This is a genomic window from Micromonospora trifolii (genome assembly GCF_022229005.1).
Lineage (GTDB): Bacteria > Actinomycetota > Actinomycetes > Mycobacteriales > Micromonosporaceae > Micromonospora > Micromonospora trifolii.
Genome location: NZ_JAKKFD010000037.1, coordinates 56,090 through 81,181 on the forward strand (window position 1 = coordinate 56,090; position 25,092 = coordinate 81,181).

The following is a 25,092-nucleotide window of genomic DNA, read 5'->3' on the forward strand; positions in this document are numbered from 1 at the left end:
CGAGGGTCGGGTCAGCCGGCCAGCGAGGCGGCGGCCTGCCGCGCGGCCCGCTCCTTGGCTGCCTGTATCAACGGCCCCTCCAGGTAGCGGCGGGGGACGGCGGCGAACGCGAGCCGCAGCGCGCGCACTGTCAGGTCCGCCGACAGTGCGGTGGTCGGTAGACCGAGACCTCCGTACATCCGGTGTGCCCACGTCGGCAGCAGCGCGAACGCAGTGCTGGCGATCCCCAGGTACGCCCAGCGTGGCGGGCCCAGTGTGAGCCCCAACCGGACCGGCAGGCTGAGCTTCCACGGCAGCGGTGGGGCGGTGAGGAACACCGCCGTCTCGGCTGCCTCCCGGGTCATCCGCAACTGTGGTCGTACGGCCTTGTAGTAGTCCGCGACCTCGGCGGCGGTCCCCGGGACGGTGGCCGGGTCCAGGCCGACCAGGGCGGCGGCGCGGCGCTGCTCGGTGTAGTAGCCGTCCACCTCGTCGTCGCTCAGCGGCAGCCCGGCGCGTCGGGCCGTGTTCAGGAACGACTCGACCTCGGTCACGTGCACCCAGCGCAGCAGGTCCGGTTCGTCGATCCGGAACTGCTCACCGGTGAGCGTGTCGGTGGCCCGCAGCCGGTCGTGCAGGCGGCGCAGCCGCGCCCCGGCGGCCTCCGCCTCGGCGGTGGTCCCGTAGACGGTGGTCGCCACGTAGGTGGCGGTGCGGATCAGTCGGCCCCAGGCGTCGGTGCGGTAGTTGCTGTTCTGCGCGACCCCGGCCATGGCCCGGGGGTGCAACGCCTGGAGGTAGAGCGAGCGCAGGCCGGCGACGATCAGGATCGGCTCGTCGTGCACCTTCCACGTGACCGAACCCGGACCGAAGAGGCCGAGGTCATCGGAGTCCACCGTCCAAGAGTGCCACGGTCGGGCCGGTCTCGCCGTTCACCTGCCGCCGGTGCCGTGCCTGGACTGTGGCGACGCTGGTCAGGCGTCGGCGGAGCGGCGGGCCCGGCAGCCCGGGCAGAGGCCCCAGAAGGTCACCTCGGCCTCGTCCACCTCGAACCCGTGGGCGCTGTTCGGCTCCAGGCACGGGGCGCTGCCCACCGCGCAGTCGATGTCGGCGATCTCGCCGCAGCCCCGGCAGACCACGTGGTGGTGGTTGTCTCCCACGCGCGCCTCGTAGCGGGCGGGACTGCCCGCCGGCTCGATCCGGCGCGACAGCCCGGCCCGGGACAGCGCGCCCAGCACGTCGTAGACCGCCTGGGTGGAGACCGAGTCGAGGCGTTCGCGAACCCGCCGGGTGATCTCGTCGACCTCCAGATGGCCGCCGTCGGCCAGCACGTCGAGCACCGCGAGGCGTGGCCGCGTGACACGAAGGCCCCTCGACCGCAGCAGCTCCTCGGCACCGGACATTGGCCAATGACAGCACGCCCGGTCCGCATCGACAACCGTCGCCTGCTCCGGGTGGCCACCGACACAGCCACGCAAGATCGGGAGTACGGCCCAACGGATGAACCCGATCGACGCGGCGCGCGTGTCAACGGTCGAGAGCCTGGGGACGATCGGCGGACCATAGGCTGACCACCCCTGACCATGATCCACCTGGAGGGTTCGATGTTCGAGGAGATCCTGGGTCTACCGGTGCACGTCCTGGTAATCCACGCGGTCGTCGTGTTCGTGCCGCTGCTGGCGGTGCTGGCCATCGCGTACGTGGGGCTGCCGCGGTGGCGGCACCGGTTGGACTGGGCCCTGGGCCTCCTCGCCGTGGCCGCGCCGGTGACCGCGTACGTCGCGGTCAAGTCGGGTGAGGCACTCACCGACGCGCTGGTCGCCCGGGGCTTCCAGGGGCCGATCCTCGATCAGATCTTCGAGCACTCCCGTTACGGCGACATCCTGTTCCGCATCGTGGTGCCGCTCGGGATCGTGGCCGTCCTGCTGCTCGTGGCGACGAGTGGGCATCCCCGGGTGCCGCAACTGCCCGCGCTGGTCACCCCGGTGCTGGCGGTAGCGACGGTGGGCCTTGCCATCGCCGCCCTGATCTACGTCTACCTGACCGGCCACTCCGGCGCCGAGACCGTCTGGGGCACCACCCTCTGAGCTGCCGCTCTCTGCTGCTGCCCCGGGGGTGGGGCGTTCAGAAGATGACTCGCGAGCAGAGCAGACAGAGCAGCACCAGCAGCACCACGCCGGCCGCCGCGCCGAAGCCGTAGGTGACCCGCTGCGAACGCTGCTCGGCCGCGTCCAGGCCGGCCATGTCCTGTGGTGGCAGTTGTCGCGGTGGCGCCGGCTGCAGATGTACTGGTGGACGCCAACCCGCCGGAGGCGGCACGCTCGGCGGCGGGCCGGGGTACCCGCTGGCAGTGCGCCCCGTTGACGCTGGGCCGGTCTGCCCGGTCGGTGGTGCGGTCGCGGGCGCGGCGGGAGGTTGGTCCGCCACCGCGTCGTCACCGGTGTCGGGCCGTCGCCAGTAGTCGTCCGGGGTGCTGCCACCGCTGGGGGTCGTCACGCCGTCCGACGCTACCAACGCGACCGGCGGCCCGGTCGCTTCTGGCCGGCGCGCCCGCGGTCGGCGGTTCGGTCGGTTCTGGCGAACGCGCCCACGGTCGATGGCCCGGTGCACCGCCGTCGGCTGCGCTAGTCTTGCCGCTCGTGAGCACCGAGGACCCTGGCACGCACGGCGCACGTGGCGACGATGACCGCGCCGTCGACCTGAGCGAAGACTTCGTGGTGCTGCCCGAGCAGACCACTGACGACACCGACAGTGGTTGGGGCGAGCGGTCGGGCGGCAACGACGACTGGCTGCTCGCGGAACGCCCCCCGCACTGGGACTGACCCCGGCGGCGCGGCCCGACCCTCACGACGTCGATCCGACAGTTCCGGCCCCCGCTGACGGCGGTGGGGTCGGTGCTGGTGGGGTTCGGTCTGCCACCGAGGGTGCGTCGGAGGGAACGGCGGCCGGAGGACATCCGGCAGGGGTGTGCAGGACTGCGGCGGCCAGGCCGAGCAGCGCGGCGACCAGACCGGCCCGGAGCAGGGCGCGCCCGCCGGGCCGAGTGAGCTGGCGCAGCGGGCGCAACGCCCGCGCGGAATCCGGATCGAGCATCGGCTCTGCCGCCTCCCGTCCCCGAGCGCCGCAGCGGCACTCCTGGACGGCAGGTTAGGCAGGTCCAACTGCCTCGGCCGACCCTCTGGCCGCCGCCTGTGGACAACCGCGCGGCCTGTGGACAACGCCCATCCGTCGGTGCGATCTGCTACGGCGCCCGCCTCGATCGACTCGCGATCAAGGAATCCAGGCGGTCAGAGCGGCGGGGGACAGGCCGACTTTCTGGAAGCCGAGTTGATCGAGGCCCGACCCGAGGTGGGGTCGGGCCTTCGGCGATCAGGACGTGGAGCTTGCCGCCGCAGCCTTGCCGCCGCCCGATCCACCAGAGGACGAACCGGAGGACGACCCCGAGGAGGACGACGAGCCCGAGGACGACCCGGACGACGACGAGGACCCCGAAGAGGACGAGGAGGACGAGCTGTCACCGGAGGACGACTCGGACTTCGCCGGCTTGGTGGCCGTGCCGCCGGCCGTCGTCTCGGAACCGGACGCCCGGGAGTCGGTGCGGTAGAAGCCCGAACCCTTGAAGACGATGCCGACCGAGTTGAAGACCTTGCGCAGCCGCCCCTGACACGCCGGGCACTCGGTCAGCGGCTCGTCAGAGAAGGACTGCACCGCCTCGAGCTGGTGACCGCACGTGGTGCAGGCGTACTGGTACGTGGGCACGTTCTCCTCCGGATCTGGGCTCGGCCAGTTGGCACTCGACGTATTCGAGTGCCAATGGTGCGTCATTCGGCCCGGGTTCGTCCAGCGGACGTGTGGGGCGCGACACCGTGCGCCGCATCCGGGCCGTCGTCAAGCGTACGCACCCCGTCGGCGGGGGTGACGACCGCGCGCACCCGACGGTCGTGTGGCTCCACCGGCAGCGCCTCGACCAGCTCACCGTCGTGCAACGGCACCACCGTCAGGGCTGCGTCGGGTACCCGGGCGAGCGCACGGTCGTACGAACCGCCACCGCGCCCGAGCCGGCGACCGTCGTGGTCGACCGCGAGAGCCGGTACGACCACCAGCTCCGCGTGCGCCACGGCGGTCACGCCGAGACGGGCACCGACTGGTTCTCGGATACCCCGACCCGCCGCGATCAAGGCACCCGGCCCGGTATACGCCGCCCAGTCCAGATCCAGGTCGGCGAGGAGCACCGGCAGCAGCAACTCGGCGTCCGCCGGCAGGGCCGCCCGCAGTACCTCGGGCAGGTCGGCGCCGCCCGGTTCGCTGCCGACCGGCACGTACGCCGTCATCCGGTGTGGGCGCAGCCGGCGTACCAGGGCGACCAGCTCGGCCTGCACGCGCTCGGCGGCGGCCGCCCGGGTCTCGGCGGGCAGCGACCGGCGGCGAGCGAGCAGTTCGACACGGGTGTCCCGCTTCGCCATTCGGGTCACTTCCGCTTCATCAGAAAATTCCGGCACGCAACACTCCTGACGCAACGCCTCTCCCACGGTTGCTCTGTGTCAGCATCGCAAGCAACGGAGGCGGAACTTCCGGGGGGACCGAGTGACGCTACGCGGGCGGTTGACGGCAGCCTTCCTCGTGGTGGTGCTCGGGCCGGTCCTGCTCGGGGCGCTCTTCGTCGCCTCCACCGTCGCGGCGGTTGACCGCAGCCGCTCCACCGAGCGCCTGGCGGTGGCGGCGTCCACAGTGCGTACCTCGGTCGACGCGCTCTGCCAGCAGCTACGGGCCACGGCCGACGCGGTGGCGCTCACCGCCGATCCGGCCGTCGCCGCCGCGCAACTGGTCGGCCGGGGTCTGGCCGCCGCGGTGCTGATCACCGACGTGGCCGGTCAGGTCACCTACGTCTCGCCCGGTGCGCCCTCGACCCCGTGGCAGGACTGCGCCGGCTCGACCGAGGCCACGAACGGGGGCTCGACCGAGGGCTCGGACCCAGGCCCGGTCCGTGCGCTGGCCGCCCAGGTCGACCTGCACGATCGGGCCGGCACCCGGCTGGGCACGGTGACCGCCGCGCAACTGGTCGACAGTGCCTTCGTGGCCCGACTGGCGGCGGTGACAGGGGTGGCGGTCACCCTGCTCGACAGCGGGGCGAGTGCCGCGCGGGTCACCCACACGACCGAATCCCGCGACGTCCGCGACGCGGTGCTGGCCGCCGCCGTCGTTGTCCGGGGCGAGCAGGTCACCGAGACCAACGAGGGTCGGTACGTGCGCCGCCTCGGGCCCACCGACGCGCAGCCGCTGCCACTGGTGCTCTCCGTGCCCAGTGAACGGCCACCGGGGCTGCACGCCACGCTGGTCGGGGTGGTCGTGCTGGCCGGGCTGCTCGCCGTGCTGACCGCCTGGAGACTGGCCCGGGTGACCACCCGGCCGCTGGCGGAGTTGGCCGGTGCTGTCGACCGGGTGGCCCAGGGTGACCTGACCGCCCGGGTGCCGGTACGCAGTCGCGACGAGTTGGGACGGTTGGCCGCCGCGTTCAACCGGATGACCCGGGAGACCGGCTCCTACGTCGCGGCGTTGACCAGCAACCGCGATCAGTTGCGCGGGCACCTGGCGGTGCTCGGCGACACCCTGGCCAGCACGCACGACCTGCAACGCATCCTGCGGGTGATCCTGCGCAGTGCGATCGGGGCCACCGGCGCGCGTGCCGGCGCCGTGCTGCTCGTGGAGACCGGCGGGGTGCTCGTCGCGCAGTGCACCGAGGGGTTGGACGGGCGCTGGCCGGCCGAGGCGGCCGACGGGTCGCCGACGCTCCGGGTGCCGGTCGGCGTCGGCGTGGTCGGTGAGGTCGCGGCTACCGGGGAACCGCAGCGGGGCAGGGCGGAGCCGAGCGAGGCGCCAACGGGTGAGCCACGCTGCCGCACCTACGTCGCGGTTCCGTTCGCCGCCCCGCCCGGCGGTGCCACGGCCACCCTCGGCGGACCCTCGGGGCCGGTCGACGAGGCGGGCGCGGCTGCCGCGCTCGGCGTTCTGGCCCTCTACGACCGGCTGGGCGCCGACGAGTTCGACGACGACGACCTGGCCACCCTGCGCACCTTCGCCGGCCACGCGGCCGTGGCGGTCGACAACGTCCGGGTGCACGAGGAGGCGCAGCGGCTCTCCCTCACCGACCCGCTCACCGGGCTGTGGAACTACAGGTACCTGCGCGAGTCGATCCGGCGGGAGGTGGAACGGGCCAGCCGCTTCGGGCGGATGCTCAGCGTCCTCGCGCTGGACCTGGACCGGTTCAAGGACGTCAACGACACCTACGGGCACGCGGCGGGGGACACCGTGCTGGCCGAGTTCGCCCGCCGGGTGCGCGGGGAGATCCGTGAGGTCGACCTGGCCTTCCGCCAGGGTGGTGAGGAGTTCGTGCTGCTGCTGCCGGAGACCGACGCGCGGGGCGCGGCGATCGTGGCCGAGCGACTCGGCGCGGCGGTGCGCGACACGCCCATCGCCGTCGAGGCGTACGCCGGGCCGGTCCTGGTGACCGTGTCGGTGGGCATCGCCGTCTTCCCGGACCACGGCAGCACCGGGCGGGAGGTGCTGGAGGCGGCCGACGACGCGCTCTACGCGGCCAAGGCGGCGGGCCGCGACACGTACCGGGTCGCCGAGGTGCGCTCGGATCTGCCGACCCGGGAGATTCCGGTGCTCGCGTGTGCGGTGAGCCCACCCGACGGGCTGCCGCGCGCCGGCCAGCCGGTGCAGGTCAGCCGGGAGCCGGGCGGGCCCGCCCGGTCCGACCCGGCGGTGGGCGTACCGGAATCATCGCTGGCGGGCCCGGCGCACGCCCGACCGGATTCGGCCGACGACACGCCGGACAGCGCGACGGGCGCGGCGCGGGCCGGCCCGGACGCGGCCCGGCCGGGGCCGGGTGGCGGCGCGTCTTCTGGGCCACACCCGCCGCGGCAGAGCCGTGGCCGATAGTCTCGCGGCATGTCGGAGCACTCAGCGAACCCCTCATCGACGGTCGCCGCAAACGGCCGTCCCCTGGCGGTCAAGGCCGTCATCCCGGCCGCCGGACTGGCCACCCGGTTCCTGCCGGCCACCAAGGCGGTGCCCAAGGAACTGCTGCCAGTGGTGGATCGGCCGGTGTTGCAGTACATCGTCGAGGAGGCCACGCAGGCTGGCATCGGTGACGTGTTGCTGATCACCGGTCGGGGTAAGACGTCGATGGTGGACCACTTCGACCGTCGCCCGGACCTGGAGACCAGGTTGGAGGAGAAGGGCGACTCCGAGCGGTTGGCCGCCGTGCGCCGGCCCAGCGAGCTTGCCGAGATCTACACGGTGCGCCAGCCCGAGCAGCTCGGGCTCGGCCACGCCATCGGGTACGCCGAGTCGCACGTCGGCGACCAGCCCTTCGCGGTGCTGCTCGGCGACGAGTTCGTCAAGCCGTCGGAGCCGCTGCTGCCGGCGATGCTGGAGCTGCAGGCCCGCACCGGCGGCGTGGTGCTCGCCTTCTTCGAGGTCGACCCGTCCGAGACCAAGCGGTACGGAATCGCCTCGGTCGAGCCGGCCGAGTCGGAGCTGACCGACATCGGCGAGGTCGTCAAGGTGACCGGGATGGTGGAGAAGCCGCAGCCCGAGGACGCCCCGAGCAACCTCGCGGTGCTCGGCCGCTACGTGTTGCCCGGCAAGATCTTCGACGCGATCCGGCGGACCAAGCCGGGTAGCGGCGGCGAGATCCAGCTGACCGACGCGATGGAGTTGCTGCGTACCGAGGGCATCCCGGTGCACGCGATCGTCTACCGGGGCACCCGCTACGACACCGGCATGCCGCTGGGCTACCTCCAGACCGTCGTGCAGATCGCCGCCGAGCGCGACGACCTGGGCGCCGAGTTCCGGTCCTGGCTGGCCGACTTCGTCAAGGCCGACGCGGCAGGCGGATCTGGTACATGACCGCGACGGCCGACGCCGAGGCGGCCGCGAACGAGTTGACGCCGCTCGCCGACTACCTGGGCAGCGTGCTGCGCAGGTTGCGCGCGCTGCCGCCACTCGACCTCGACCTCACCCAGGCGCACGGCAACGTCCTCGCCGAGGACGTCGTCGCGCCGCACGCCTTCCCGGCCTTCGACCAGGCGGCCGTGGACGGCTACGCCGCGCGCTGGGAGGACATTTCCGGAGGGGGCCGGGGGCCGAGCTACGTCCCGGCCCCCTCCGGCACGCCCGGTGGCCGCACCATCCGGCTCAACGTGGTCGGCGATCTCGGCGCCGCGAGCTGGCGGCCGGTCCGGCTCACCCCCGGCTCGTGTTTCTCGGTGGCCGCCGGGGCGCCGCTGCCGGTCGCCGCGGACGTCGTGGTCCCGGTGGAGTGGACCGACCAGGGCATGGCCGCGGTGGAGATCTTCCGCACCCCCAAACGGGGGTACGGGGTACGCCGAGCGGGTGAGGAGCTGCCCGCCGGCACCCTGCTCGCTCGGGCCGGCACCTACGTGTCCCCGGCCCTGGTCGCCGTCTTCGCGGCGACCGGCATCGGGCACGTGGTGGTCCGGCCCAGTCCCCGGGTGGTCATCGTGGCCACCGGTGACGAACTCGTCGACGTGGGCCGGGGCAGTCAGCCCGGTCAGGTGGTGGACGCGAACTCGCACGCGCTGACCGCCGCCGCGGCCGAGGTGGGCGCACTGGCGTACCGGGTGGGTATCTGCGACGACGACCCGGAGGGGTTGCGCGGGCTGCTGGAGGACCAGACGCTGCGCGCCGACCTGATCATCACCACCGGGGGCACCGGCACCGGCCCCGGGGACATGGTGCGCCGGATCCTCTCCCGCCGCGAGGGCGGTCGCGTCGGGCCGGTCACCTTCACCGACGTGGCGCTCTATCCCGGCACTGCGCTCGGGTTCGGCACTGTCGGCGCCGAGGAGGTGCCGGTGGTGTGCCTGCCCGGCGACCCGGGCGCTGCGTTGATCGGCTTCGAGGTGCTGGCCCGCCCCGCCATCCAACTGCTCGCCGGCGCCGAGCCGGTGTTCCGACCCAGTGTGCGGGCACACCTGCTGGAGACCGTGTCGTCGCCGACGGGCCTGCGCGAGTTCCGGCCGGCGCACGTCGCCGAGCGGCGCGGCGGCGGGTACACGGTCCAGCCGCTCAGCGGCGGGCCGTTCACCCTCTCCGGGTTGGCCGAGGCCAACGGGCTGCTGGTGCTCGGCGAGCGGGTCACCACGGCCGCGGCCGGCTCCACAGTGGATGTCCTGCTGTTGGACCGCCGCCGGTGACGCGTCCCGGCCGGTCCGCTCGCGGCCCGCGTCGGGCGCTCGTCGGATCTGTGCGGTGAACGCGGTGGGGCCACTTGCGCGCGACACGGTCCCGCGCGGGAGACTGTGCCGGTGAGTCTCTTCGGACCCGCGCGGGCACCGGGCTGGCCGGTGGAGCTGACCGACGGCCCGGTGCTGTTGCGGCCCTACCGGCGCTCCGACGCGGCGGCGTGGTCGGAGGTGCGGCGGGCCAACCGGGCCTGGTTGGCGCCCTGGGAGTCGTCGCTGCCCGGCGGTTGGGACGAGATGAACTCCCCGGCCGCGTTCCGTTGGGTCCACCGTGACCAGAGACGTTCGGCCCGCGAGGGTGAGGGCATGCCGTTCGCGGTCTGCCTGCGTGAGGCCGACCGGGACCGGCTGGTCGGGCACATCAACGTGGGCAGCATCGTGCGGCGGGCACTCTGCTCCGGCTACGTCGGCTACTGGGTGGACGCGCGGGTCGCCGGCCGGGGTGTGATCCCGACGGCGCTCGCGCTCGCCGTGGACCACGCGTTCGGCTCGGGCGGGCTGCACCGGGTGGAGGTGAACATCCGTCCGGAGAACCGGCCGTCCCGGCGGGTGGTGGAGAAGTTGGGCTTCCGCGAGGAGTCGTACCACGTGCGCTACATGCACATCGACGGCGCGTGGCGGGACCACATCGGGTACGCGATGACGAGTGAGGAGATCGCCGCCGAGGGTGGCCTGCTGGCCCGCTGGCACCGGGTACGTGCCAACGCGCGGTAGGAGGATTTCCCGACATCGGCCCACTCGTCCCACGGACGGGATCGGCGCGGCGCGGCGGCATCCCGGTCGGCGCGCCGTAACCTCAAGTAACTGCAAGCTGCGGCAAGCGCTCCCCGGCCGGACGATCCACGCGCCCAGGCGCGATCGGTGGAAGATCCTGCGGTCGGATGGCGGTTGCTTCGAATTCGGTGACGGGAGGGGTGAGGGTGCCGACCTCGGTGCTCCTCGCCGTCCTCGCCGCCGCCGGCCTGCTCGCCCTGGCTCCGGCGTTGGTTCGCCGGTACGACGCCACCGAGCGGCTGGTGGCGGAGCGGGCGCAGTCGACGGCGCGGGTGCTCCAGCGCCGCCGGCGGCGCCGCACTGTGCCGGGACGGCGACCCGTCCATCCCCCGCGCTCACTGATCGTCACCCTCAGTGAAGATGCGACTACTGGCGCGTTGAGCGCGCCGGTCTCCGCGCCCCCGGCCGGCCGTCGCTCCGGTCGGCTGCGCGCCGTGCCCGCGGCGTCCAAGCGGTCCCGTCGCCGCCCGCCGCCGCGCCGACAGCACACCCCCGCCGTGTACCGGCGTCGCCGGGTACTCGCCGCCCTGCTGCTCCTCAACGTCGTCGAGTTGATCGGCGTGCTGTTCGTCAGCCCCGGCTTCTGGGTCGGCTTCGGGGTCACCTTCCTGCTCCTGGCCCTGTATGTCGTCCACCTGCGGGGCCAGGCCCTCGCCGGGCGTCGCCGCCGCCGCGTCCGAGCCCGCGAGGCCGCCTGGTTGGCCGACCGGCAGGCCGAGGTGCGCCGGGAGCAGGCCCGCCGGGCTGCGGCTCGCCGGGAGGCGCAGCGCCGCCTGGCCGCCCAGCGCGAGGGGGTACGCCGAGCCGCCATGGGTCTGGACCGACCGGGCGACCTGCCGGCGGCGGTCAACGGCGGATCGGTGTCGTACCGGCGGTCGGGCGGCCTGCGTGGCCGCCCCTACGAGGCCGGCCGGGGCGCCTGACGCGGCGGCGCCTGACCCGGCCGTGCTTCGGCGCCGGTCGCGGCGGCTGGCTTGATCGACTCGGATTCCTGATAGTCGGGTGGTCGCGACGTCCGGGATGCCCCGATTTCAAGAAAACCGAGTCGATCTTCGTGTAGGCCGGGGGGCGGATTCGCGGTGGAGGCCGGCGACCTGTTAGCCTTGCTGCCGGCCCGCCCGGTGTAAGCCGGGTGGGACCGAAGCCGGTTCGCCGGCGGGGGGCTGTGGCGCAGACTGGTAGCGCACCTCGTTCGCATCGAGGGGGTCAGGGGTTCAAATCCCCTCAGCTCCACCCCAGGTAAAAAGGCCGTCTCCCGTGTGGGAGGCGGCCTTTTCGATCTTGTGTAGCGGCAGGCGAGGCGCGTCCCGAACGGGCCCGAACTGGCCCGAACGGCAGCAGGACAGCCCGAGCTTCCTCGCGGACCCGGCCATCGGTAACCGATACGCGTACGCCGCCGGTTGTGGTGGGTGACAAAGCGGCCGTCATGGCATCAAGCCGGCACCACAACTCCATGATCGACGCGGTGGGCGGGTCGCGCGAGGGTCGTGTTTTTCGACGTGGAACGCCAGACAGTGCTCCTCCGAAACAGCCAGCTAGGCGAAGCGTTCGGTCGTCACCGGTATCAGGCCGTGCTGTCGCAGGACGTTCGTCAGGTCGGACAGGATCGGACCCACCGCCCCGGCGGCGGCGGTCCTCAGCAGGACGGTCACGTCCAGACACCAGGCGAGGGTGTGGCCGACCCGTCGCAGCTCCCAGGTGAACCGGTCACCGCCCCGGTCGAGACGACCGCTCGCGACCGATGCGCCGGCACCGTCCACGGGCGTCTGCCAGGCCGCCCGCAGGTCCGCCACCTGCTCGGCCAGCAGATCCCTGGCGAACAGGACGCGGTACACGCGCCGTTCGTGAAAGCCGTCCGGTGGCTGCATGGGGCCGAGCCGCAGCGGCTGGGCGGTCGCGATCGGTTGGTGGTCGAGGAAGTACGTCCGAAGCGTCGTCTCGTCGGGGAGGCGCCCGCCACCGAGCGTGCGGTAGACGCTCTCGGCCTCGCGACGCCAGGTGGGCACCACCCGTGCGAGCGCGTCGGGGTCGGTGCGCAGGCCGCGGCTCAGCGACGCCGAACTCCACCAGCCGGAAGCCGGCGTCCAGCTCGCGCTGTCCAGGCCCGTCGTGGAGTGGTCGTGGTGGTGGGTGAACTCCTCGACGACGATCCCTTCCGGATGATCGCCGGTCGGGTCACGGTCCCCGTGCTGGGCGAGGACCAGGTAGTAGTCCAGGGACGGTCGCGGCCCGGTCACCTCCACGATGGCCGACACGGACGCCGCGCGGAATGGGTCGGTGGTCATCGACACAACCGTAGCGAAGGAGAACGGTTAGCATCCGGACCTCTACGTGAGGAGCCCAGATGACTTCGGTGGCCCAGACCCGGTTCGGCATCGTCGGCAGCGGTTGGCGAGGTCAGTTCTTCCTTCGCCTGGCCCGGCTGCTCCCCGAGCGGTTCCGGGTGACCGGGGTGGTGACCCGTACCGAATCGCGGGGAACTGCCGTGGCGGCCGACTGGGGCGTGCCGACCTTCCGCACGACGGCGGAGTTGCTCGCCCACGAGCGGCCGGACTTCGTCATCGTGTCGGTGCCGTGGCCGGTGACGCCCGAGGTGACCCGGGAGTTGGTGGCGGCCGGCGTACCGGTGCTCGCCGAGACGCCGCCCGCCCCCGACCTGACGGGTCTGCGCTCGCTCTGGACCGACGTCGGAGGCAGCGGCCTGGTGCAGGTCGCCGAGCAGTACCTGCTGATGCCCGGGCATGCCGCGCGCCTGGCGTTGGTCCGCGCCGGGGTGCTCGGTGAGCCGACCTCGGTGCAGATCTCCTCGACCCACCTGTACCACGCGGTCTCACTGATCCGGGGTCTGCTCGGCGTCGGTCACGAGAGCGCCGAGGTGAGCGCGCAAGCCTTCGTCGCACCGCTGGCCAACCCGCTCTCGCCGGCCGGCTGGAGCGGCGACGACACCCCGCAGCAGCTCTCCACCACCCTCGCGACCATCGACTTCGGCGGGCGGATGGGGTTGTACGACTTCACCGACAACCAGTGGTGGAACCCGCTGCGTACCCGTCGGTTGATGGTCAGGGGCTCGCGCGGTGAGCTGGTGGACGACCGGGTGGTCCGCCTGGTCGACCCGACCACGCCGGTGGAGTCATCGCTCATGCGACGCCAGACGGGTCTCGACCTCAACCTGGAGGGGCTCGACCTGAAGCACATCAGCTTCGACGGCGACGTGGTCTACCGCAACCCGTTCGTCGGCAGTGGGATGTCCGACGACGACATCGCGGTGGCCGACATCGTCGCCCGCGCCGGGGCGTGGGCGCGGGAGGAGGGCCCGGCGCCGTATTCCCTCGCCGAGGCCTGCCAGGACCACCTGATCAGCCTCGCCATCGAAGAATCGGTACGCACCGGCCGGCCGGTCGTCACCGCCACCGAGGCGTGGGGGCGGTAACCCACCCGCTACGCCTACTGACGACGCCGGAGGCGGGGCTGGCCCAACCGGGCCGGCCCGGTTCCCGGACGTTCACGGCTTCCAGGAACCGGCGGTCTGGAACTGGTCCTGGTACTCCAACGCACCCGAGGTGTCGTGCACGTCGAACACCACGCTGCCGGTGCGTCTGGTGCCGACGGTCAGGTCGTCGACGGCCGGCATCGGTTTGCCGCAACCGGAGAAGGCCCCACCGATCGCTGTGGTCTTGGTGCCGTCGGCGGCGACCCACTGAAAGTAGAGCGGGTTCGTCGACGCGGTGCCCTTGGTGACGGCCACCGTCACGTCGGCGATCACGTACATGCCCTCGCCGGGCTTCAATCCGTGGGACTTGCAGGGTTTGGTGGCGCTGCTGAACTTCGTCACGGTGATCTCGACGGTGCCGGCCTCGCTGTTGACGACCAGGGTGTCGCCCGGCGACATGCCGCGGGTGTCGCCGCTCGTCGACGGGGGCGTCGGCGGGGTGGCCCGCGCCTCGCTCACAGTGGTCGAGGTGCCTTTGGTGCCGATGACGACCGCCACGATGCCCCCGGCGCAGGAGAGCAGGGTGAGTACGGCCGCGGTGACCGCGACGACCACGACGGACCTCTTGGCGCGCTCTGTCTGCACCGGTGGTGGTGCGATGATCGGGTAGCCGGCGCCACCGGGTGCCCGATATCCGCCGCCGGCGTCCGCGTACCCGTTCGCCGCCGGGTACGCAGCCCCCGAGAACGGCGGCTGCGGTGTCGCCGCGAACGAGCGGGTCGGCGGCTGCGGGTTCGGCTGTCGAGGGTCGTGCGGCCTGGCGGGGGGCTGGGGGTGGGTCACCGTACTCCTTGACGCTTCGGTACGTGCGGTGCGGGAACTCTTCGACGTTACCGTGGGTGGCGGAACGTCCAGCCGCCACGGCGGAGCGCTTCCGACCGTGAGGGCGCGAAACCGCTCTGGCCAGCGTGGACGGTGTTCAACTGGTCACCGAACGCCAATGTGGATCGGTATTCCATCCATGGCTATGAGTAACCAGGCGAGGTCAACGCGCCGGAAGCGCGGCGGCGGTGCGGACCAACCCGTCGGTGATCACAAATCGGCCGCTGATCGACGCCGGCGGGTCGTCGACCCCCGCCGCGTCGACCCGGGCCGGTGCGATCCGGGCGGTGAACGTGCCGGCATCCGGATCAATGTCGAGTCGGGCGTCGTGGAAGTCCAACCAGCCGCGGACGATCGGGTACCACACCTTGTAGACGGTCTCCTTCGCACTGAACAGCACGACCGGCCAGTAGGTGCCGGTGGGCAAGCGCGTGCAGGCGGCCTCCTCCTCGGGCAGCAGCACGAGTCTGCGTACTCCCGGATTGACCTCGCGGTGCTGCTCGGCATCCATTCCGACGGACCGGATGTCGGTGGTGTGCGCCGCGGCGGCGGCGCAGTAGCCGGCGGTGTGGGTGATGCTGCCGACCACCCCGGCCGGCCAGACCGGCGCGCGGTCGGCGGCGGCCGGCACGGCGGTCGCCGGCAGGCCGAGGTCGCGCAAGGCCCTGCGGGCGCAGATCCTTCCTGCGGCAAATTCCCGCCGACGGGTCTGCACCGCCCGCTCGCCGAGACATGCCTGCTCAGCGGGGAGCAATTCGCCTGTCCAGTCCGCCGGCCCGGCGACGGCGACGGCGACCGTCGATGGCAGCAGGTCACGCATTCCGGTGACCTACTGGTCGGTAGGAATGACGCATCGAGTTAACCGTCAAATTTCCGACTCCCACGACCGCCGAAGGTACCGCAAAGATGTAACACCGGAGGGCCGCGCAGCGCCCTCTCTGATGGCTCCGGGGGGACCACCATCAATGCTGGCCGGCACGGCAGCCGCCAGTCCCGTGGACATCTGGAAGGACGTGCGATGACCGATGGCCTGGAACGGCCGGGGGTGCGGGCTGACGAACACGCCCCGAAGACCCCCTGCTGGAGCTGCGGCTCCTGCGGTGACGAGTGGCCGTGCGCGACGAAGCGCACCCGGCTGCTGGCGGAGTACGGGGGTGACCGCGCAATGCTCAGCGTCTACCTGGGCTCCTGCCTCGCCGCCGCCACCGAGGATCTGCGTGCCGCCCCGGTGATGTCGCTCCAGGACCGGTTCATCGGCTGGTTGCCACGCGGCTCCCGACGTAGCTGAGCCTCTGGTGGCCCCGCCGCTGGGCGGGGCCACCAGAGGGATCGCCTCAGCGACGTCGAGGCCGCCGGGTCACCGCGAAGCCGAACACGCCAGCCACCGCGGCAAGCGCGCCGCCGATGCCGGTCCAGACCCAGCGCGAGCCCAGATCCGGCAACCAGCCCGTCAGCGAGCCGCTCTCGTCGTCGGTCTCCGCGTCCACCGGGGGTACGGCGTTGAGCACCGTGCCGGCCTTGGTGTTCGGCACCAGCGGGGCGGCCAACTCGCCGTCGTCAGCCGAGGCGCCGCGGTCGGCGACGGTGCCGACCAGCAGGTCGACGTCGATCGGCGCACCCAGATCCGGCTCGGGCAGCTCGATCACGGAGAGCCGGACGACGTACGTGCCGGGCAGTGGGTCGGCCGACCAGGGCTCCGCCCACGGCCGCACCTCGCGCAGCGTGCAGCCCAGCACCACGTTCGACGCCTTCGCGTCCACTGTCGGGGTCTGGGCTCCCGCCGTACACGCCTGGCGTCGGCGCAACCCGTCGAAGACGTCCACCGTCCACGTCGAGGCGCCACTGCGCCCCTTCGGGAAGGTGACTGTGGCGTTGATCTCGTGCACCTGGCCGGCCGTCGCGGGGAACGACCAGTAGAGGTGGTCGCCGATCGACGCATCCACCCGTACCGGTTGTCCGGCGGTGATCGGGGTGGCGGTGAGGAACGACGTGCCGGCACGGTTCACCGGCGTGGCGCCCGGGGAGGGGGTCGGTGCGGCGACGGCCGCAGCGGGAAGCAGAGCGGCCCCGCCGGCGGCGAGCAGCGCCGCCATCGACCGGAAGAGTGCGGTTCGCATCAGTTCTCCCTCCAGGTGGCGACCCACCAGCGGGTGAGCAGACCGGCGAGCAGACCGGTGATCAGCCCGGCGATGGTGAGCAGGGCGAGCAGCACCCAGCCCCGGCCGAGGTCCGGTCCGTCCGGTGCGGGTGCGGCGGCGACCACGTCGATGGTCAACTCCACCGGCATGCCCGGGGTGGCCGCGGTGCCGGGACGCGGGGCGAACGAGTTGCTGACCACCAGGCAGACGGTGGTGGGTTCGATGACCGGCGCCGCACTCTCCTCGGTCTCGGCGGCATCCTCGTCGTCAGCGGCGGCCGACCAGCGCAGCCCGGCGGAGAGCACGTCGGCTCGTCCGCTGCCGGCATCGGCGCCCCGGACGAGTTCCCGGCCGTCGGCCGCGGTGGCCCGCAGCAGCACCCCGTAGTCCCGGTTGACGGCCCGATCCAACGCCATGCTCACCGAGGCCCGCAGCTCCTGCCCGGGGCGGATCGGCACCCGGTAGTAGCGATGCTCGGAGAACGCCTCCCGGTCGGCGTAGACGCCGGGGGCGAGCAGTGGCGCCGAGTCGCACGCGTTCGTGCCGCCGACAACGGTCGGGGCCCGGGTGTGCGTGTCGGCGGCCCGCTCGACGAGCTGTTTGATCCGGTCGGTCAGCTCCTCGGCGCTCTGCGCGGCGGTGTAGGTCCCGCCGGTCGCGCTGGCGATGCAGAGCAGTTGCCGGCGAACCTTCTCGTCGGGGGCCAGGCCGAGGGTGTCGACGACAAGGCTGGTGCCCTGGGCGGCCAGTTCCCGGGCCACCTCGCACGGGTCGGGCGGAGCGCAGGTGTCCTCGCCGTCGGTGATCAGCACGATTCGCCGGGTGGTGGCCCCGGTGCCCAGGTCCTGCGCGGCGGAGCGCAGCGCCAGCCCGACCGGAGTGAACCCGGTCGGCCGAAGTGTCGCCACCGCCGCCTTGGCGGCGGACCGGTCCACGGGGCCGACCGGCACGATCTGCTGAGTGTCCTGGCAACCGACCTTCTTGTCCTTGCCGCGGTAGGTCGCGCCGAGCACCCGGATGCCGAGCTGTGTCTCCTCGGGCAGCGCGTCCACCACCTCGTTGAAGGCCTGCTGGGCGACAGCGATCCGGGTGCGTCCGTCGATGTCGGCCGCGCGCATCGACCCGCTGACGTCGAGCACCAGCTCGACCCGGGGCGGCTCGGGCGCCGGCTCCTCGTCGGCCTGCGCCGGCCCGGTCAGCGCGGTGGTCGCCAGCAGTCCGAGAAGGACCGCCGTCGGTCGTCTGAAGTTGATCACGATCCGCAGTGTAGTGAGATCCACTTTGGATGATCGTTTGGGTGCAGGGGAGCGGCACCGACGGCTCCAGCCGGGTCGGGGACCGCCTCTGACCGGCCGCGCCCGCGCTCAGGGTCCACGCCGGGTCACCCTCGGTCAACTGTGTGAGGGGAGGTGTCGGTTCGGCCAGCATCCGTCGGAAATCTGACCCAAGTCGACCCGTTGTGCCGGTGGTGCGCGGTGGTTAAGCTCTTCATGCGCGCCCCAATCGCCCGCTTCCCCCGTGGCAGGCGATCGGGGCGCGCGTCTTTGTCAAGAAGGGCCCGCACGCTTCGGCGTGCGGGCCCTTCTTCCGTCGCGCTACGCGGCGCGTCGCCTGTCGATGCTTATATCCACCGACCGTCGAGCCACATCCGGGACAGCCAGTCCGAGTACGGAATCACCCGGCCGACGAAAATCGGATAGAAGTACGCGAAGCAGAGCGCCACCAGCAGCACGTACGCTCCCGCGGCAATGCTGCCCACCAGTCGGCGCTCATAACTCGGGTCACCGGGCACCAGCGGCGCCACAGCACCCACGTCACCCCCGGCGGGCGCGATCAGCGCGCCCAGCACGTACACCACGGCCAGCACCAGGAACGGCACCGCCGGCGCGGCGTAGAACGAGAACATCGTCCGGCCGTCGAGGGCGAACCAGAACCACGGCAGCAGCCCGGCGGCCACGGTGAGCAGAATCGCGCCGGCCCGCCAGTCCCGACGGGCCACGCCCAGCCAGGCCAGCGCCACCAGGGCGGGCAGGAACGACCACCAGAGCAGCGGGGTGCCGAGCAGCAGAATCTCGGAAGCGCAGGTCGGCGCGCCGCAGACGCCGTTGCTGGCGTAGTGGAACGCCACCGGCCGGCCCAACAGCAGCCACTGCCACGGCCACGACTGGTACTTGTGCGAGTCGTCGAGCTGAGCGTGGAAGCCGTACGCCGCGCGATGGTATTCGAAGAGATTGATCAGCGGGCCGATCACCGGGCGGTCGCTGAGCGGGGCACCGGGATGGGCCGACGCGAGCCGGTAGTAACCGTCGTCGGTGAGCAGCCAGCCCGACCAGGTGGCGAGGTAGGTGCCCACCATGACCACGCCGGCGAGCACCAGCCAGGGCAGCTCGTCGACGAGCGCGTCCCGCCAGGGCCGGCGGACCCCCGCCGAGCGGCGGACGCCGACCTCCCAGAAGAGCACCAGCAGCGCGAAGGCCGGCACGAAGTACAGGGCGCTCCACTTCACCGCACAGGCGCAGCCGATCAGCACCCCGGCCGCCAGCCGCCACCACGGCCAGGTGCGCCAACCGGTCGGCGGGCGGCCGGCCCGACCCGGCTGGCTCGGATCGAGCCCGTCGTCCAGAGCCCGAGCCCAGCGCCGACGGCGGGCGTCCCGATCGAGCACCAGCGCACCGAACGCCGCCAGCACGAAGAAGAGCAGGAAGATGTCGAGCAGGGCCGCGCGGGACAGCACCAGGTGGAAGCCGTCCAGGGCGAGCAGCAGGCCGGCCGCGCAGCCGAGCACCGTCGAGCGGAACATCCGCCGACCGATGCGCACCAGCAGCAGCACCGACAGGGTGCCGATCACCGCCGCCGAGAATCGCCAGCCGAACTCCGGCGCGGTGGTCATCAGGTGGCCCGGGACGGAGACCTTGGAATCCGCGTCCTGATAGCCGAAGGCCCACTCGCCGACGCCGATCAACCACTTGCCCAGTGGCGGGTGCACCACGTACGACGCGACGTTGTCCTTGTAGTTCCACTCCACGCCACGGGAGATCAGCCCGTAGGCGTCCTTGGCGTAGTACGTCTCGTCGAAGATCTTGCCCTTCGGGCTGGACAGCCCGACGAAGCGCAGGATCGCCGCGATGGCCACCACCACCGCCGTGGCCAGCCAGGAGAACCGGTCCGCCTGGGTGTCGACGGTGGCGAACCGTCGCCGGACCATGGCGGCCACCCCGCCGCCCTCGGCGTTCGATGCCGTCGGCTCCTGGGTGGCACTGGGCTCGCCCGTCACCTGGATCATCTTGTCCGGATCCGCGCTCGGGCTCTGCGCTGTCGACGCACTCGTCACCCGGCGATCGTAGGCTGCCAAGGTGTCCGGTGGCGTCCGTCGTCCCTGATACCGGTATTCCCAGCAATGAAGGAGACGAATCCGTGGGTGAAATGTCCGAAGTCGGGCGCCTGATTCTGCTCGGTGCTCCACTCGGCAACCCCGCCGACGCGTCGGCCCGGCTCCGGGAGGTGCTGATCAGCGCCGACGTGGTCGCCGCCGAGGACACCCGCCGGCTCACCCGGCTGGCCCGCGATCTCGACCTCACCGTCGGCGGTCGAATCGTCTCCTACTTCGAGGGCAACGAGGAGCGGCGCACCCCCGAGCTGGTCGAGGCCATCCTCGGCGGGTACGTGGTGGCGCTGGTCACCGACGGCGGGATGCCCAGCGTCTCCGACCCCGGCTACCGCCTGGTCCGTGCCACGTTGGATGTCGGGGCGCCGGTCACCGTCGCCCCCGGGCCCAGCGCGGTCACCACCGCGCTGGCCGTCTCCGGGCTGCCCTGCGACCGATTCTGCTTCGAGGGCTTCCTGCCCCGCACCCCCGGCGGGCGTCGATCCCGGCTGCGCGCGCTCGCCGCCGAGGAGCGCACCCTGGTCTTCTTCGAGGCGCCGCACCGGATCGGGGCGACGCTCACCGACCTGGCCGACACGTTCGGGGCGGACCGGCCGGCCGCGCTCTGCCGCGAACTCACGAAGACCTACGAGGAGGTGCTCCGCCGCCCCCTCGGCGAGCTGGCCCGGTGGGCCACCGAGGGGGACCCGCGCGGAGAGATCACGCTGGTGGTGGCCGGAGCCCCGGTGACCGCGGCCGAACGCCCCGACGACGACACCCTGCGCGCCGCCGTCGCCGAGCGGGAGGCCGCCGGCCGGTCCCGCCGGGACGCCATCACCGACGTCGCCACCGAGTACGCGATGCGCCGCCGGGACGTCTACACGATCGTGCACAGCTGACCACTGTGCTCCGACTCGCCCGACGGGAGTTCACCACGCGGCGGCCAGGAAGCCGACGGTGATCAGCGTGGGGCCGGCGACGGCGGCGGCCACCGCCCAGCGACGGTGCCGGCGACCGGGCAGCCGGGCCGAGCCGGTCCACCGGACGATGCCGGCGGTGCAGGCCAGCACCACCAGCAGACCGGGGAGCCACAGCAGGTGCCGGCCCACTCCGACGTCCGCGTACGCGGTGCCGCTGTCCGGGCCGGTCATCCGCGCTGGCAGCGAGGTACCGGCCGCGTTCCCCTCGACGGGCACGCCGCTGACCCGGACCCCGTGGGCGATGAACCGCCCGTTCTCGGCTGTGAAGATCCCCCGGCACCGCTGGGTGAGCCCGCCGCCGGAGCAGTCGTCGATCACCACAGTGCCCGTCCGGGCGTGCCCGACCGCGAGCCAGAACGGGCCCGCGCTGACCCAGGCGAAGAAGGCCGCGACAAGGCTCAGCACCACCAGCGCGGCGAGCCCGGGCAGCGGATCCGGCGGCGGGGGTGTGCGGCTGGGTGTGCGGCGTCGCGCCAGTCGGAAGCCGCGAAGCCGTGCCGGTGCCGCGTCCTTGCGGACCGGGGTGCCATCCCAGTGCACCTGCTCGATGGGGGCCCAGAAAGCGCCGCCGTCGTCGTCCGGGGGGTCGCCGTCGGACCCATGGTCCCGCTGCCGGCGACCCTGCTGCCGGACCGGCACCCGACGCGGCACAGCGTCCACCGGCGCGCCGGTGGTCGGCTCCACCTCGACGGGCTCCGCGCCGGCGGGGGCCGAGCCGACCGGCGGGCCCGACGAGCCGGGCCGGACCGGGCTGGGCACGGGTGCACCCGGGGTCGGACGGGTCGGGGTGGGCGACGGCGCCACCGGCGTGGGGCGGGCCGGGGCGGCGGACCTCCCCGCCGGGGTGGGCCGCTGGACACCCGGATCGGCGCTGGGCACCAGCCGGGGCTGCGGCGCGACCCCGGCGACCCGGGGCGCGGCGGGCTCGGGCCCCGGGTCGTCGCCGACCGCCGGCCCGGTGGGACGGTCCTCGTGGTCCCGCGCCGCTCCTCTGCCCGTCACGACGTTCATTGCACACCGCACCAGGAGGTGAAACGGGCAGCTGAGCCGCGTGTCGACGACAAATCGGACCAACGGGCGGCGTGGTCGAGCCGGTCCGCCGGTCGGGCACCCCCCATTGGTTCGCGAACGCCCCGGACGGGTCACTAGGCTCACTGCTCATGAGTCACGTTCTCGCGGCAGTGGCCTGGCCGTACGCCAACGGCCCCCGCCACATCGGCCACGTCTCCGGTTTCGGCGTTCCCTCCGACGTCTTCGCCCGGTACATGCGGATGGCCGGCCACGACGTGCTCATGGTCTCCGGCACCGACGAGCACGGCACCCCGATCCAGGTGCAGGCCGACGCCGACGGGGTGACCCCGCGCGAGCTGGCCGACCGGTACAACAGGGTGATCGTCGAGGACCTGCACGGCCTCGGTCTCTCCTATGACCTGTTCACCCGCACCACCACCCGCAACCACTACGCGGTGGTGCAGGAGTTGTTCGAGGGGATGTACCGCAACGGCTACATCGTGCCGAAGACCACCATGGGCGCGATCTCCCCGTCCACCGGGCGCACCCTGCCCGACCGCTACATCGAGGGCACCTGCCCGATCTGCGGGTACGACAGCGCCCGCGGTGACCAGTGCGACAACTGCGGCAACCAGCTCGACCCGATCGACCTGATCAACCCGAAGTCGCGGATCAACGGGGAGACCCCGAAGTTCGTCGAGACCGAGCACTTCTTCCTGGACCTGCCGGCCCTGGCCGAGGTGCTGCGGCAGTGGTTGGACACCCGCGAGGGGTGGCGGCCCAACGTGCTGCGGTTCTCCCGCAACCTGCTCGACGACCTCCAGCCCCGGGCGATCACCCGTGACCTGGAGTGGGGCGTGCCGATCCCGCTCGACGGCTGGCGCGACCGGCCGGACAAGCGGATCTACGTGTGGTTCGACGCCGTGATCGGCTACCTGTCCGCCTCGATCGAATGGGCTCGCCGGTCCGGCGACCCGGACGCGTGGCGCAAGTACTGGTCCGCCGACGGTGCGGGCAAGGACGCCCAGTCCTACTACTTCATGGGCAAGGACAACATCGTCTTCCACTCGGTGATCTGGCCGGCGCTGCTCTCCGGCTACTCCGGCGAGGGCTCCCGCGACGGTGAGCCGGGCGAGCTGGGTCGGCTCAACCTGCCCACCGAGGTGGTCTCCAGCGAGTACCTGACCATGGAGGGGCGCAAGTTCTCCTCGTCCCGCAAGGTGGTCATCTACGTTCGCGACTTCCTGGAGCGCTACGACGCCGACGCGCTGCGTTACTTCATCGCCGCCGCCGGCCCGGAGAGCAACGACACCGATTTCACCTGGGCCGAGTTCCTGCGCCGCAACAACGACGAGTTGGTCGCCGGCTGGGGCAACCTGGTCAACCGGTGCGTCTCGATGGCCGCGAAGAACTTCGGGGCGATCCCGCCGGTCGACCCGGCCGGGCTCACCGAGGCCGACGAGGCGCTGCTCGCTGTCTCCCGGACCGGCTTCACCACCGTCGGCGACCTGATCGGCCGGCACCGGCAGAAGCAGGCGATCGGCGAGGCCATGAAGGTGGTCGCCGAGGCCAACAGGTATCTCTCCGAGCAGGCGCCCTGGAAGCTCAAGGACGAGGCGGACAAGCCCCGGATGGGCACCATCCTGCACGTCGCCCTCCAGGTGATCAGCGATGCCAACACGCTGCTCACCCCGTTCCTGCCGCACTCCGCCCAGCAGGTCCACGAGCTGCTCGGGGGCACCGGCGTGCACGCGCCGATGCCGGTGATCGAGCAGGTCGACGACCTGGACGGCGGCCCGGAGTACCCGGTGCTCACCGGGGACTACACAGTCGGCGCGCGCTGGGAGTCGGTGTCGATCGAGGCGGGTCGCCCGCTGGCCGCGCCGAAGCCGGTGTTCCGCAAGCTCGACCCGTCGATCGTCGACGAGGAACTGGCCCGGCTCGCCGACTGAGCACAACACGACGCGCGGCGGCGGGGTGCCCTGCCGCCGCGCGCCGTCACATCGCGTACCGGGTGTCCATCACCTGGTCGTCGGTCACCTCGGCGCCCGGCGCCCAGGCCTCGTACACGCCACGCTCCTGACACTGCGCGCCGGTGCTGACCACGGTGTCCGGGTTCGGGTAGCGCAGGCGCATCCGCAGCCAGCCGGCCTCCTCCCGCAGCACCAGGCACGGCACCCCCCGCCACTGGGCGAACCGGACCCGGCGGGCCACCGCCTCCACCGGGTAACGGGCCGCCCGGGTCATCGCCAGCACCCGGAACCCACCCGGTAGGTCGGCGACCGCCTCGTACTCGCTGTCGCCGTACATGCCGACCAGCTGGGTGGAGCGGGGTGCGTCGGCGTTCGGCACGTACTCCTGGTCCGGGGAGAGGCCCGGCACCGCGGCCAACAGGTGCCGCCACTGCGGGCCCACCATCCGCAGCCACCCGCGCTGCTCGGCCTGGTAGGTGTACAGCACCACCTCCACCCCCTCGGCCGGGTACGCGATGAGGGCGGCGTTCGCCGGCATCGGCAGATCGGCGAAGTCCCGGGTGATGAACTCCGGGATCAGCTGGGCGTTGCTTGGCACGAAGCCGGTGCCGAGCACCGGGGCGCCGAGCCGATCCCGGGAGCCCAGCGCGGTCAGGCCGCGGTGTGCCGGGCCCACCGGCACGTCGTAGTCGCCCGGGTCGGACGCGCGCCAGCGCAGCGCGTACGCGACGTCCGGGCCGTCCCGGCCAGCGTCACCATCCGTACGCAGCACCGTCGTCGTCGCCGGCGTACGCAGGTGCGCCACATCGTGCTCGCGGTAGCAGAAGCCGTGCGGCAGCCAGCCCCGTACGAAGCCGGCGAGCTGCTGGGCCGAGAGCACCTTCATCATGCGGGTGCCCCGCCGGACCACCGCCGACGCGCGCGCCGCCGCCAGCATCGGGTCGCCCGCCGCCGCCGGCTGTTGACTGAGCTGGTGCAGGTACGCCCAACCCCGCTCGCGGTGGGCGGGCATCAGCAGCGGCGTCTCCGGCTCGTCGGCCGGCTCCGTCGCCCCGTGTACAGCGCTCACCTCGGTGACGTGCACGAATCGACGCCACGGCAGGGCGCTACCCGGGCGGGGCGCCCACTCGAAGCCGGCCACCTCGTCGGCGCTGAACAACTCGTACGCGGCGCCTCGGGCGATCTCCTCGGCCGGGTACACGCCGCCGTCGAACGCCACGTGCAGTCCGGTCCGTTCGCCGGCGCTGCCGCCGGCCTGGGGGGTGACGCTCACGCCGTCGCCTCCCTGC

At 72.5% G+C, this 25,092-nt stretch carries 25 protein-coding genes, 1 tRNA gene and 1 pseudogene; 13 read left to right on the plus strand and 14 right to left on the minus strand.

Annotated elements, in window-relative coordinates; translation table 11 throughout:
- Nucleotides 1-11: 11 nt before the first annotated feature.
- Nucleotides 12-875 carry an oxygenase MpaB family protein gene (locus NIE79_RS22410; RefSeq protein WP_238680425.1) on the minus strand — a complete coding sequence of 288 codons (864 nt, stop codon included), beginning with the start codon at nt 873-875 and terminating at the stop codon, nt 12-14.
- A 78-nt stretch (nt 876-953) separates the two neighbouring features.
- The gene (locus NIE79_RS22415; protein WP_238680426.1) at nt 954-1,382 is read right to left on the minus strand and encodes a Fur family transcriptional regulator; all 429 of its coding nucleotides are present in this window, start codon (nt 1,380-1,382) and stop codon (nt 954-956) included.
- Nucleotides 1,383-1,583: 201 nt separating this feature from the next.
- Here NIE79_RS22415 and NIE79_RS22420 point away from each other — a divergent pair, with 201 nt between their 5' ends.
- A complete protein-coding gene (locus NIE79_RS22420) occupies nt 1,584-2,066 on the plus strand; it encodes a DUF2231 domain-containing protein (RefSeq protein WP_238680487.1) in 483 nt (160 codons plus the stop codon).
- Nucleotides 2,067-2,103: 37 nt separating this feature from the next.
- On the opposite strand, the gene NIE79_RS22425 is transcribed toward NIE79_RS22420, so the two are convergent.
- Complete coding sequence (locus tag NIE79_RS22425) at nt 2,104-2,475, minus strand: hypothetical protein (RefSeq protein ID WP_238680427.1); 372 nt, start codon at nt 2,473-2,475, stop codon at nt 2,104-2,106.
- Nucleotides 2,476-2,618: 143 nt separating this feature from the next.
- Between NIE79_RS22425 and NIE79_RS22430 the strand changes: the two genes are divergently transcribed.
- Nucleotides 2,619-2,801, plus strand: coding sequence for a hypothetical protein (locus NIE79_RS22430; protein ID WP_238680428.1), 183 nt, complete (start codon nt 2,619-2,621; stop codon nt 2,799-2,801).
- A 22-nt stretch (nt 2,802-2,823) separates the two neighbouring features.
- On the opposite strand, the gene NIE79_RS22435 is transcribed toward NIE79_RS22430, so the two are convergent.
- Nucleotides 2,824-3,072 (minus strand): hypothetical protein, encoded by a 249-nt coding sequence (locus NIE79_RS22435; protein ID WP_238680429.1) that lies wholly within the window; start codon nt 3,070-3,072, stop codon nt 2,824-2,826.
- Between the two features lie 283 nt (nt 3,073-3,355).
- Between NIE79_RS22435 and NIE79_RS34065 the strand changes: the two genes are divergently transcribed.
- Nucleotides 3,356-3,583 (plus strand): hypothetical protein, encoded by a 228-nt coding sequence (locus tag NIE79_RS34065; RefSeq protein ID WP_238680493.1) that lies wholly within the window; start codon nt 3,356-3,358, stop codon nt 3,581-3,583.
- A gap of 14 nt (nt 3,584-3,597) precedes the next feature.
- Here NIE79_RS34065 and NIE79_RS34070 read toward each other — a convergent pair.
- Nucleotides 3,598-3,804, minus strand: a pseudogene (locus tag NIE79_RS34070) (FmdB family zinc ribbon protein); the annotation flags it as partial.
- Complete coding sequence (locus NIE79_RS22450; protein WP_238680430.1) at nt 3,801-4,478, minus strand: 5-formyltetrahydrofolate cyclo-ligase; 678 nt, start codon at nt 4,476-4,478, stop codon at nt 3,801-3,803. The gene NIE79_RS22450 and the pseudogene NIE79_RS34070, both read right to left, overlap by 4 nt.
- An 85-nt stretch (nt 4,479-4,563) precedes the next feature.
- Between NIE79_RS22450 and NIE79_RS22455 the strand changes: the two genes are divergently transcribed.
- From NIE79_RS22455 to NIE79_RS22480, 6 genes are all read left to right on the plus strand, one after another.
- The gene (locus NIE79_RS22455; protein WP_238680431.1) at nt 4,564-6,921 is read left to right on the plus strand and encodes a diguanylate cyclase; all 2,358 of its coding nucleotides are present in this window, start codon (nt 4,564-4,566) and stop codon (nt 6,919-6,921) included.
- Nucleotides 6,922-6,930: 9 nt separating this feature from the next.
- On the plus strand, nt 6,931-7,893 hold the full coding sequence (locus NIE79_RS22460; RefSeq protein ID WP_238680432.1) for a UTP--glucose-1-phosphate uridylyltransferase: 963 nt from the start codon (nt 6,931-6,933) through the stop codon (nt 7,891-7,893).
- The gene (locus NIE79_RS22465; RefSeq protein ID WP_238680433.1) at nt 7,890-9,203 is read left to right on the plus strand and encodes a molybdopterin molybdotransferase MoeA; all 1,314 of its coding nucleotides are present in this window, start codon (nt 7,890-7,892) and stop codon (nt 9,201-9,203) included. Before NIE79_RS22460 ends, NIE79_RS22465 begins: the two co-directional genes overlap by 4 nt.
- 111 nt (nt 9,204-9,314) lie before the next feature.
- On the plus strand, nt 9,315-9,965 hold the full coding sequence (locus tag NIE79_RS22470) for a GNAT family N-acetyltransferase (RefSeq protein WP_238680434.1): 651 nt from the start codon (nt 9,315-9,317) through the stop codon (nt 9,963-9,965).
- Nucleotides 9,966-10,165: 200 nt separating this feature from the next.
- Entirely contained in the window at nt 10,166-10,948 is a 783-nt protein-coding gene (gene sepX, locus NIE79_RS22475) for a divisome protein SepX/GlpR (RefSeq protein ID WP_238680435.1), read from the plus strand.
- 236 nt (nt 10,949-11,184) lie between these two features.
- A tRNA-Ala gene (locus tag NIE79_RS22480) sits at nt 11,185-11,258 on the plus strand.
- Nucleotides 11,259-11,560: 302 nt separating this feature from the next.
- Here NIE79_RS22480 and NIE79_RS22485 read toward each other — a convergent pair.
- Nucleotides 11,561-12,310, minus strand: a complete 750-nt coding sequence (locus tag NIE79_RS22485; protein ID WP_238680436.1) for a hypothetical protein — start codon at nt 12,308-12,310, stop codon at nt 11,561-11,563.
- Nucleotides 12,311-12,369: 59 nt separating this feature from the next.
- Between NIE79_RS22485 and NIE79_RS22490 the strand changes: the two genes are divergently transcribed.
- Nucleotides 12,370-13,455: a Gfo/Idh/MocA family protein gene (locus tag NIE79_RS22490; protein WP_238680437.1), complete on the plus strand. Its 1,086-nt coding sequence runs from the start codon at nt 12,370-12,372 to the stop codon at nt 13,453-13,455.
- A 72-nt stretch (nt 13,456-13,527) separates the two neighbouring features.
- On the opposite strand, the gene NIE79_RS22495 is transcribed toward NIE79_RS22490, so the two are convergent.
- Both NIE79_RS22495 and NIE79_RS22500 read right to left on the minus strand, forming a co-directional pair.
- The gene (locus NIE79_RS22495) at nt 13,528-14,298 is read right to left on the minus strand and encodes a DUF4352 domain-containing protein (protein ID WP_238680438.1); all 771 of its coding nucleotides are present in this window, start codon (nt 14,296-14,298) and stop codon (nt 13,528-13,530) included.
- 202 nt (nt 14,299-14,500) lie between these two features.
- Nucleotides 14,501-15,157, minus strand: coding sequence for a 4'-phosphopantetheinyl transferase family protein (locus NIE79_RS22500; RefSeq protein WP_238680439.1), 657 nt, complete (start codon nt 15,155-15,157; stop codon nt 14,501-14,503).
- A 198-nt stretch (nt 15,158-15,355) separates the two neighbouring features.
- Between NIE79_RS22500 and NIE79_RS22505 the strand changes: the two genes are divergently transcribed.
- A complete protein-coding gene (locus NIE79_RS22505) occupies nt 15,356-15,625 on the plus strand; it encodes a hypothetical protein (RefSeq protein ID WP_203122828.1) in 270 nt (89 codons plus the stop codon).
- A 46-nt stretch (nt 15,626-15,671) separates the two neighbouring features.
- Here NIE79_RS22505 and NIE79_RS22510 read toward each other — a convergent pair whose 3' ends face one another.
- From NIE79_RS22510 to NIE79_RS22520, 3 genes are all read right to left on the minus strand, one after another.
- Nucleotides 15,672-16,454: a peptidase gene (locus NIE79_RS22510; protein WP_238680440.1), complete on the minus strand. Its 783-nt coding sequence runs from the start codon at nt 16,452-16,454 to the stop codon at nt 15,672-15,674.
- Nucleotides 16,454-17,731 (minus strand): VWA domain-containing protein, encoded by a 1,278-nt coding sequence (locus tag NIE79_RS22515; RefSeq protein ID WP_238680441.1) that lies wholly within the window; start codon nt 17,729-17,731, stop codon nt 16,454-16,456. Before NIE79_RS22515 ends, NIE79_RS22510 begins: the two co-directional genes overlap by 1 nt.
- Before the next feature lie 365 nt (nt 17,732-18,096).
- Nucleotides 18,097-19,758: a dolichyl-phosphate-mannose--protein mannosyltransferase gene (locus NIE79_RS22520; protein ID WP_274524510.1), complete on the minus strand. Its 1,662-nt coding sequence runs from the start codon at nt 19,756-19,758 to the stop codon at nt 18,097-18,099.
- Nucleotides 19,759-19,898: 140 nt separating this feature from the next.
- Here NIE79_RS22520 and rsmI point away from each other — a divergent pair, with 140 nt between their 5' ends.
- Nucleotides 19,899-20,738, plus strand: coding sequence for a 16S rRNA (cytidine(1402)-2'-O)-methyltransferase (gene rsmI / locus NIE79_RS22525; protein WP_274524511.1), 840 nt, complete (start codon nt 19,899-19,901; stop codon nt 20,736-20,738).
- Between the two features lie 30 nt (nt 20,739-20,768).
- Here the strand turns inward: rsmI and NIE79_RS22530 are convergent, their stop codons facing one another.
- A complete protein-coding gene (locus NIE79_RS22530) occupies nt 20,769-21,830 on the minus strand; it encodes a hypothetical protein (protein WP_238680444.1) in 1,062 nt (353 codons plus the stop codon).
- Between the two features lie 149 nt (nt 21,831-21,979).
- On the opposite strand from NIE79_RS22530, the gene metG reads away from it, so the two are divergent.
- Nucleotides 21,980-23,782 carry a methionine--tRNA ligase gene (gene metG, locus NIE79_RS22535; protein WP_238680445.1) on the plus strand — a complete coding sequence of 601 codons (1,803 nt, stop codon included), beginning with the start codon at nt 21,980-21,982 and terminating at the stop codon, nt 23,780-23,782.
- A gap of 46 nt (nt 23,783-23,828) precedes the next feature.
- On the opposite strand, the gene NIE79_RS22540 is transcribed toward metG, so the two are convergent.
- Complete coding sequence (locus NIE79_RS22540) at nt 23,829-25,076, minus strand: hypothetical protein (RefSeq protein WP_238680446.1); 1,248 nt, start codon at nt 25,074-25,076, stop codon at nt 23,829-23,831.
- Between the last annotated feature and the right edge of the window lie 16 nt (nt 25,077-25,092).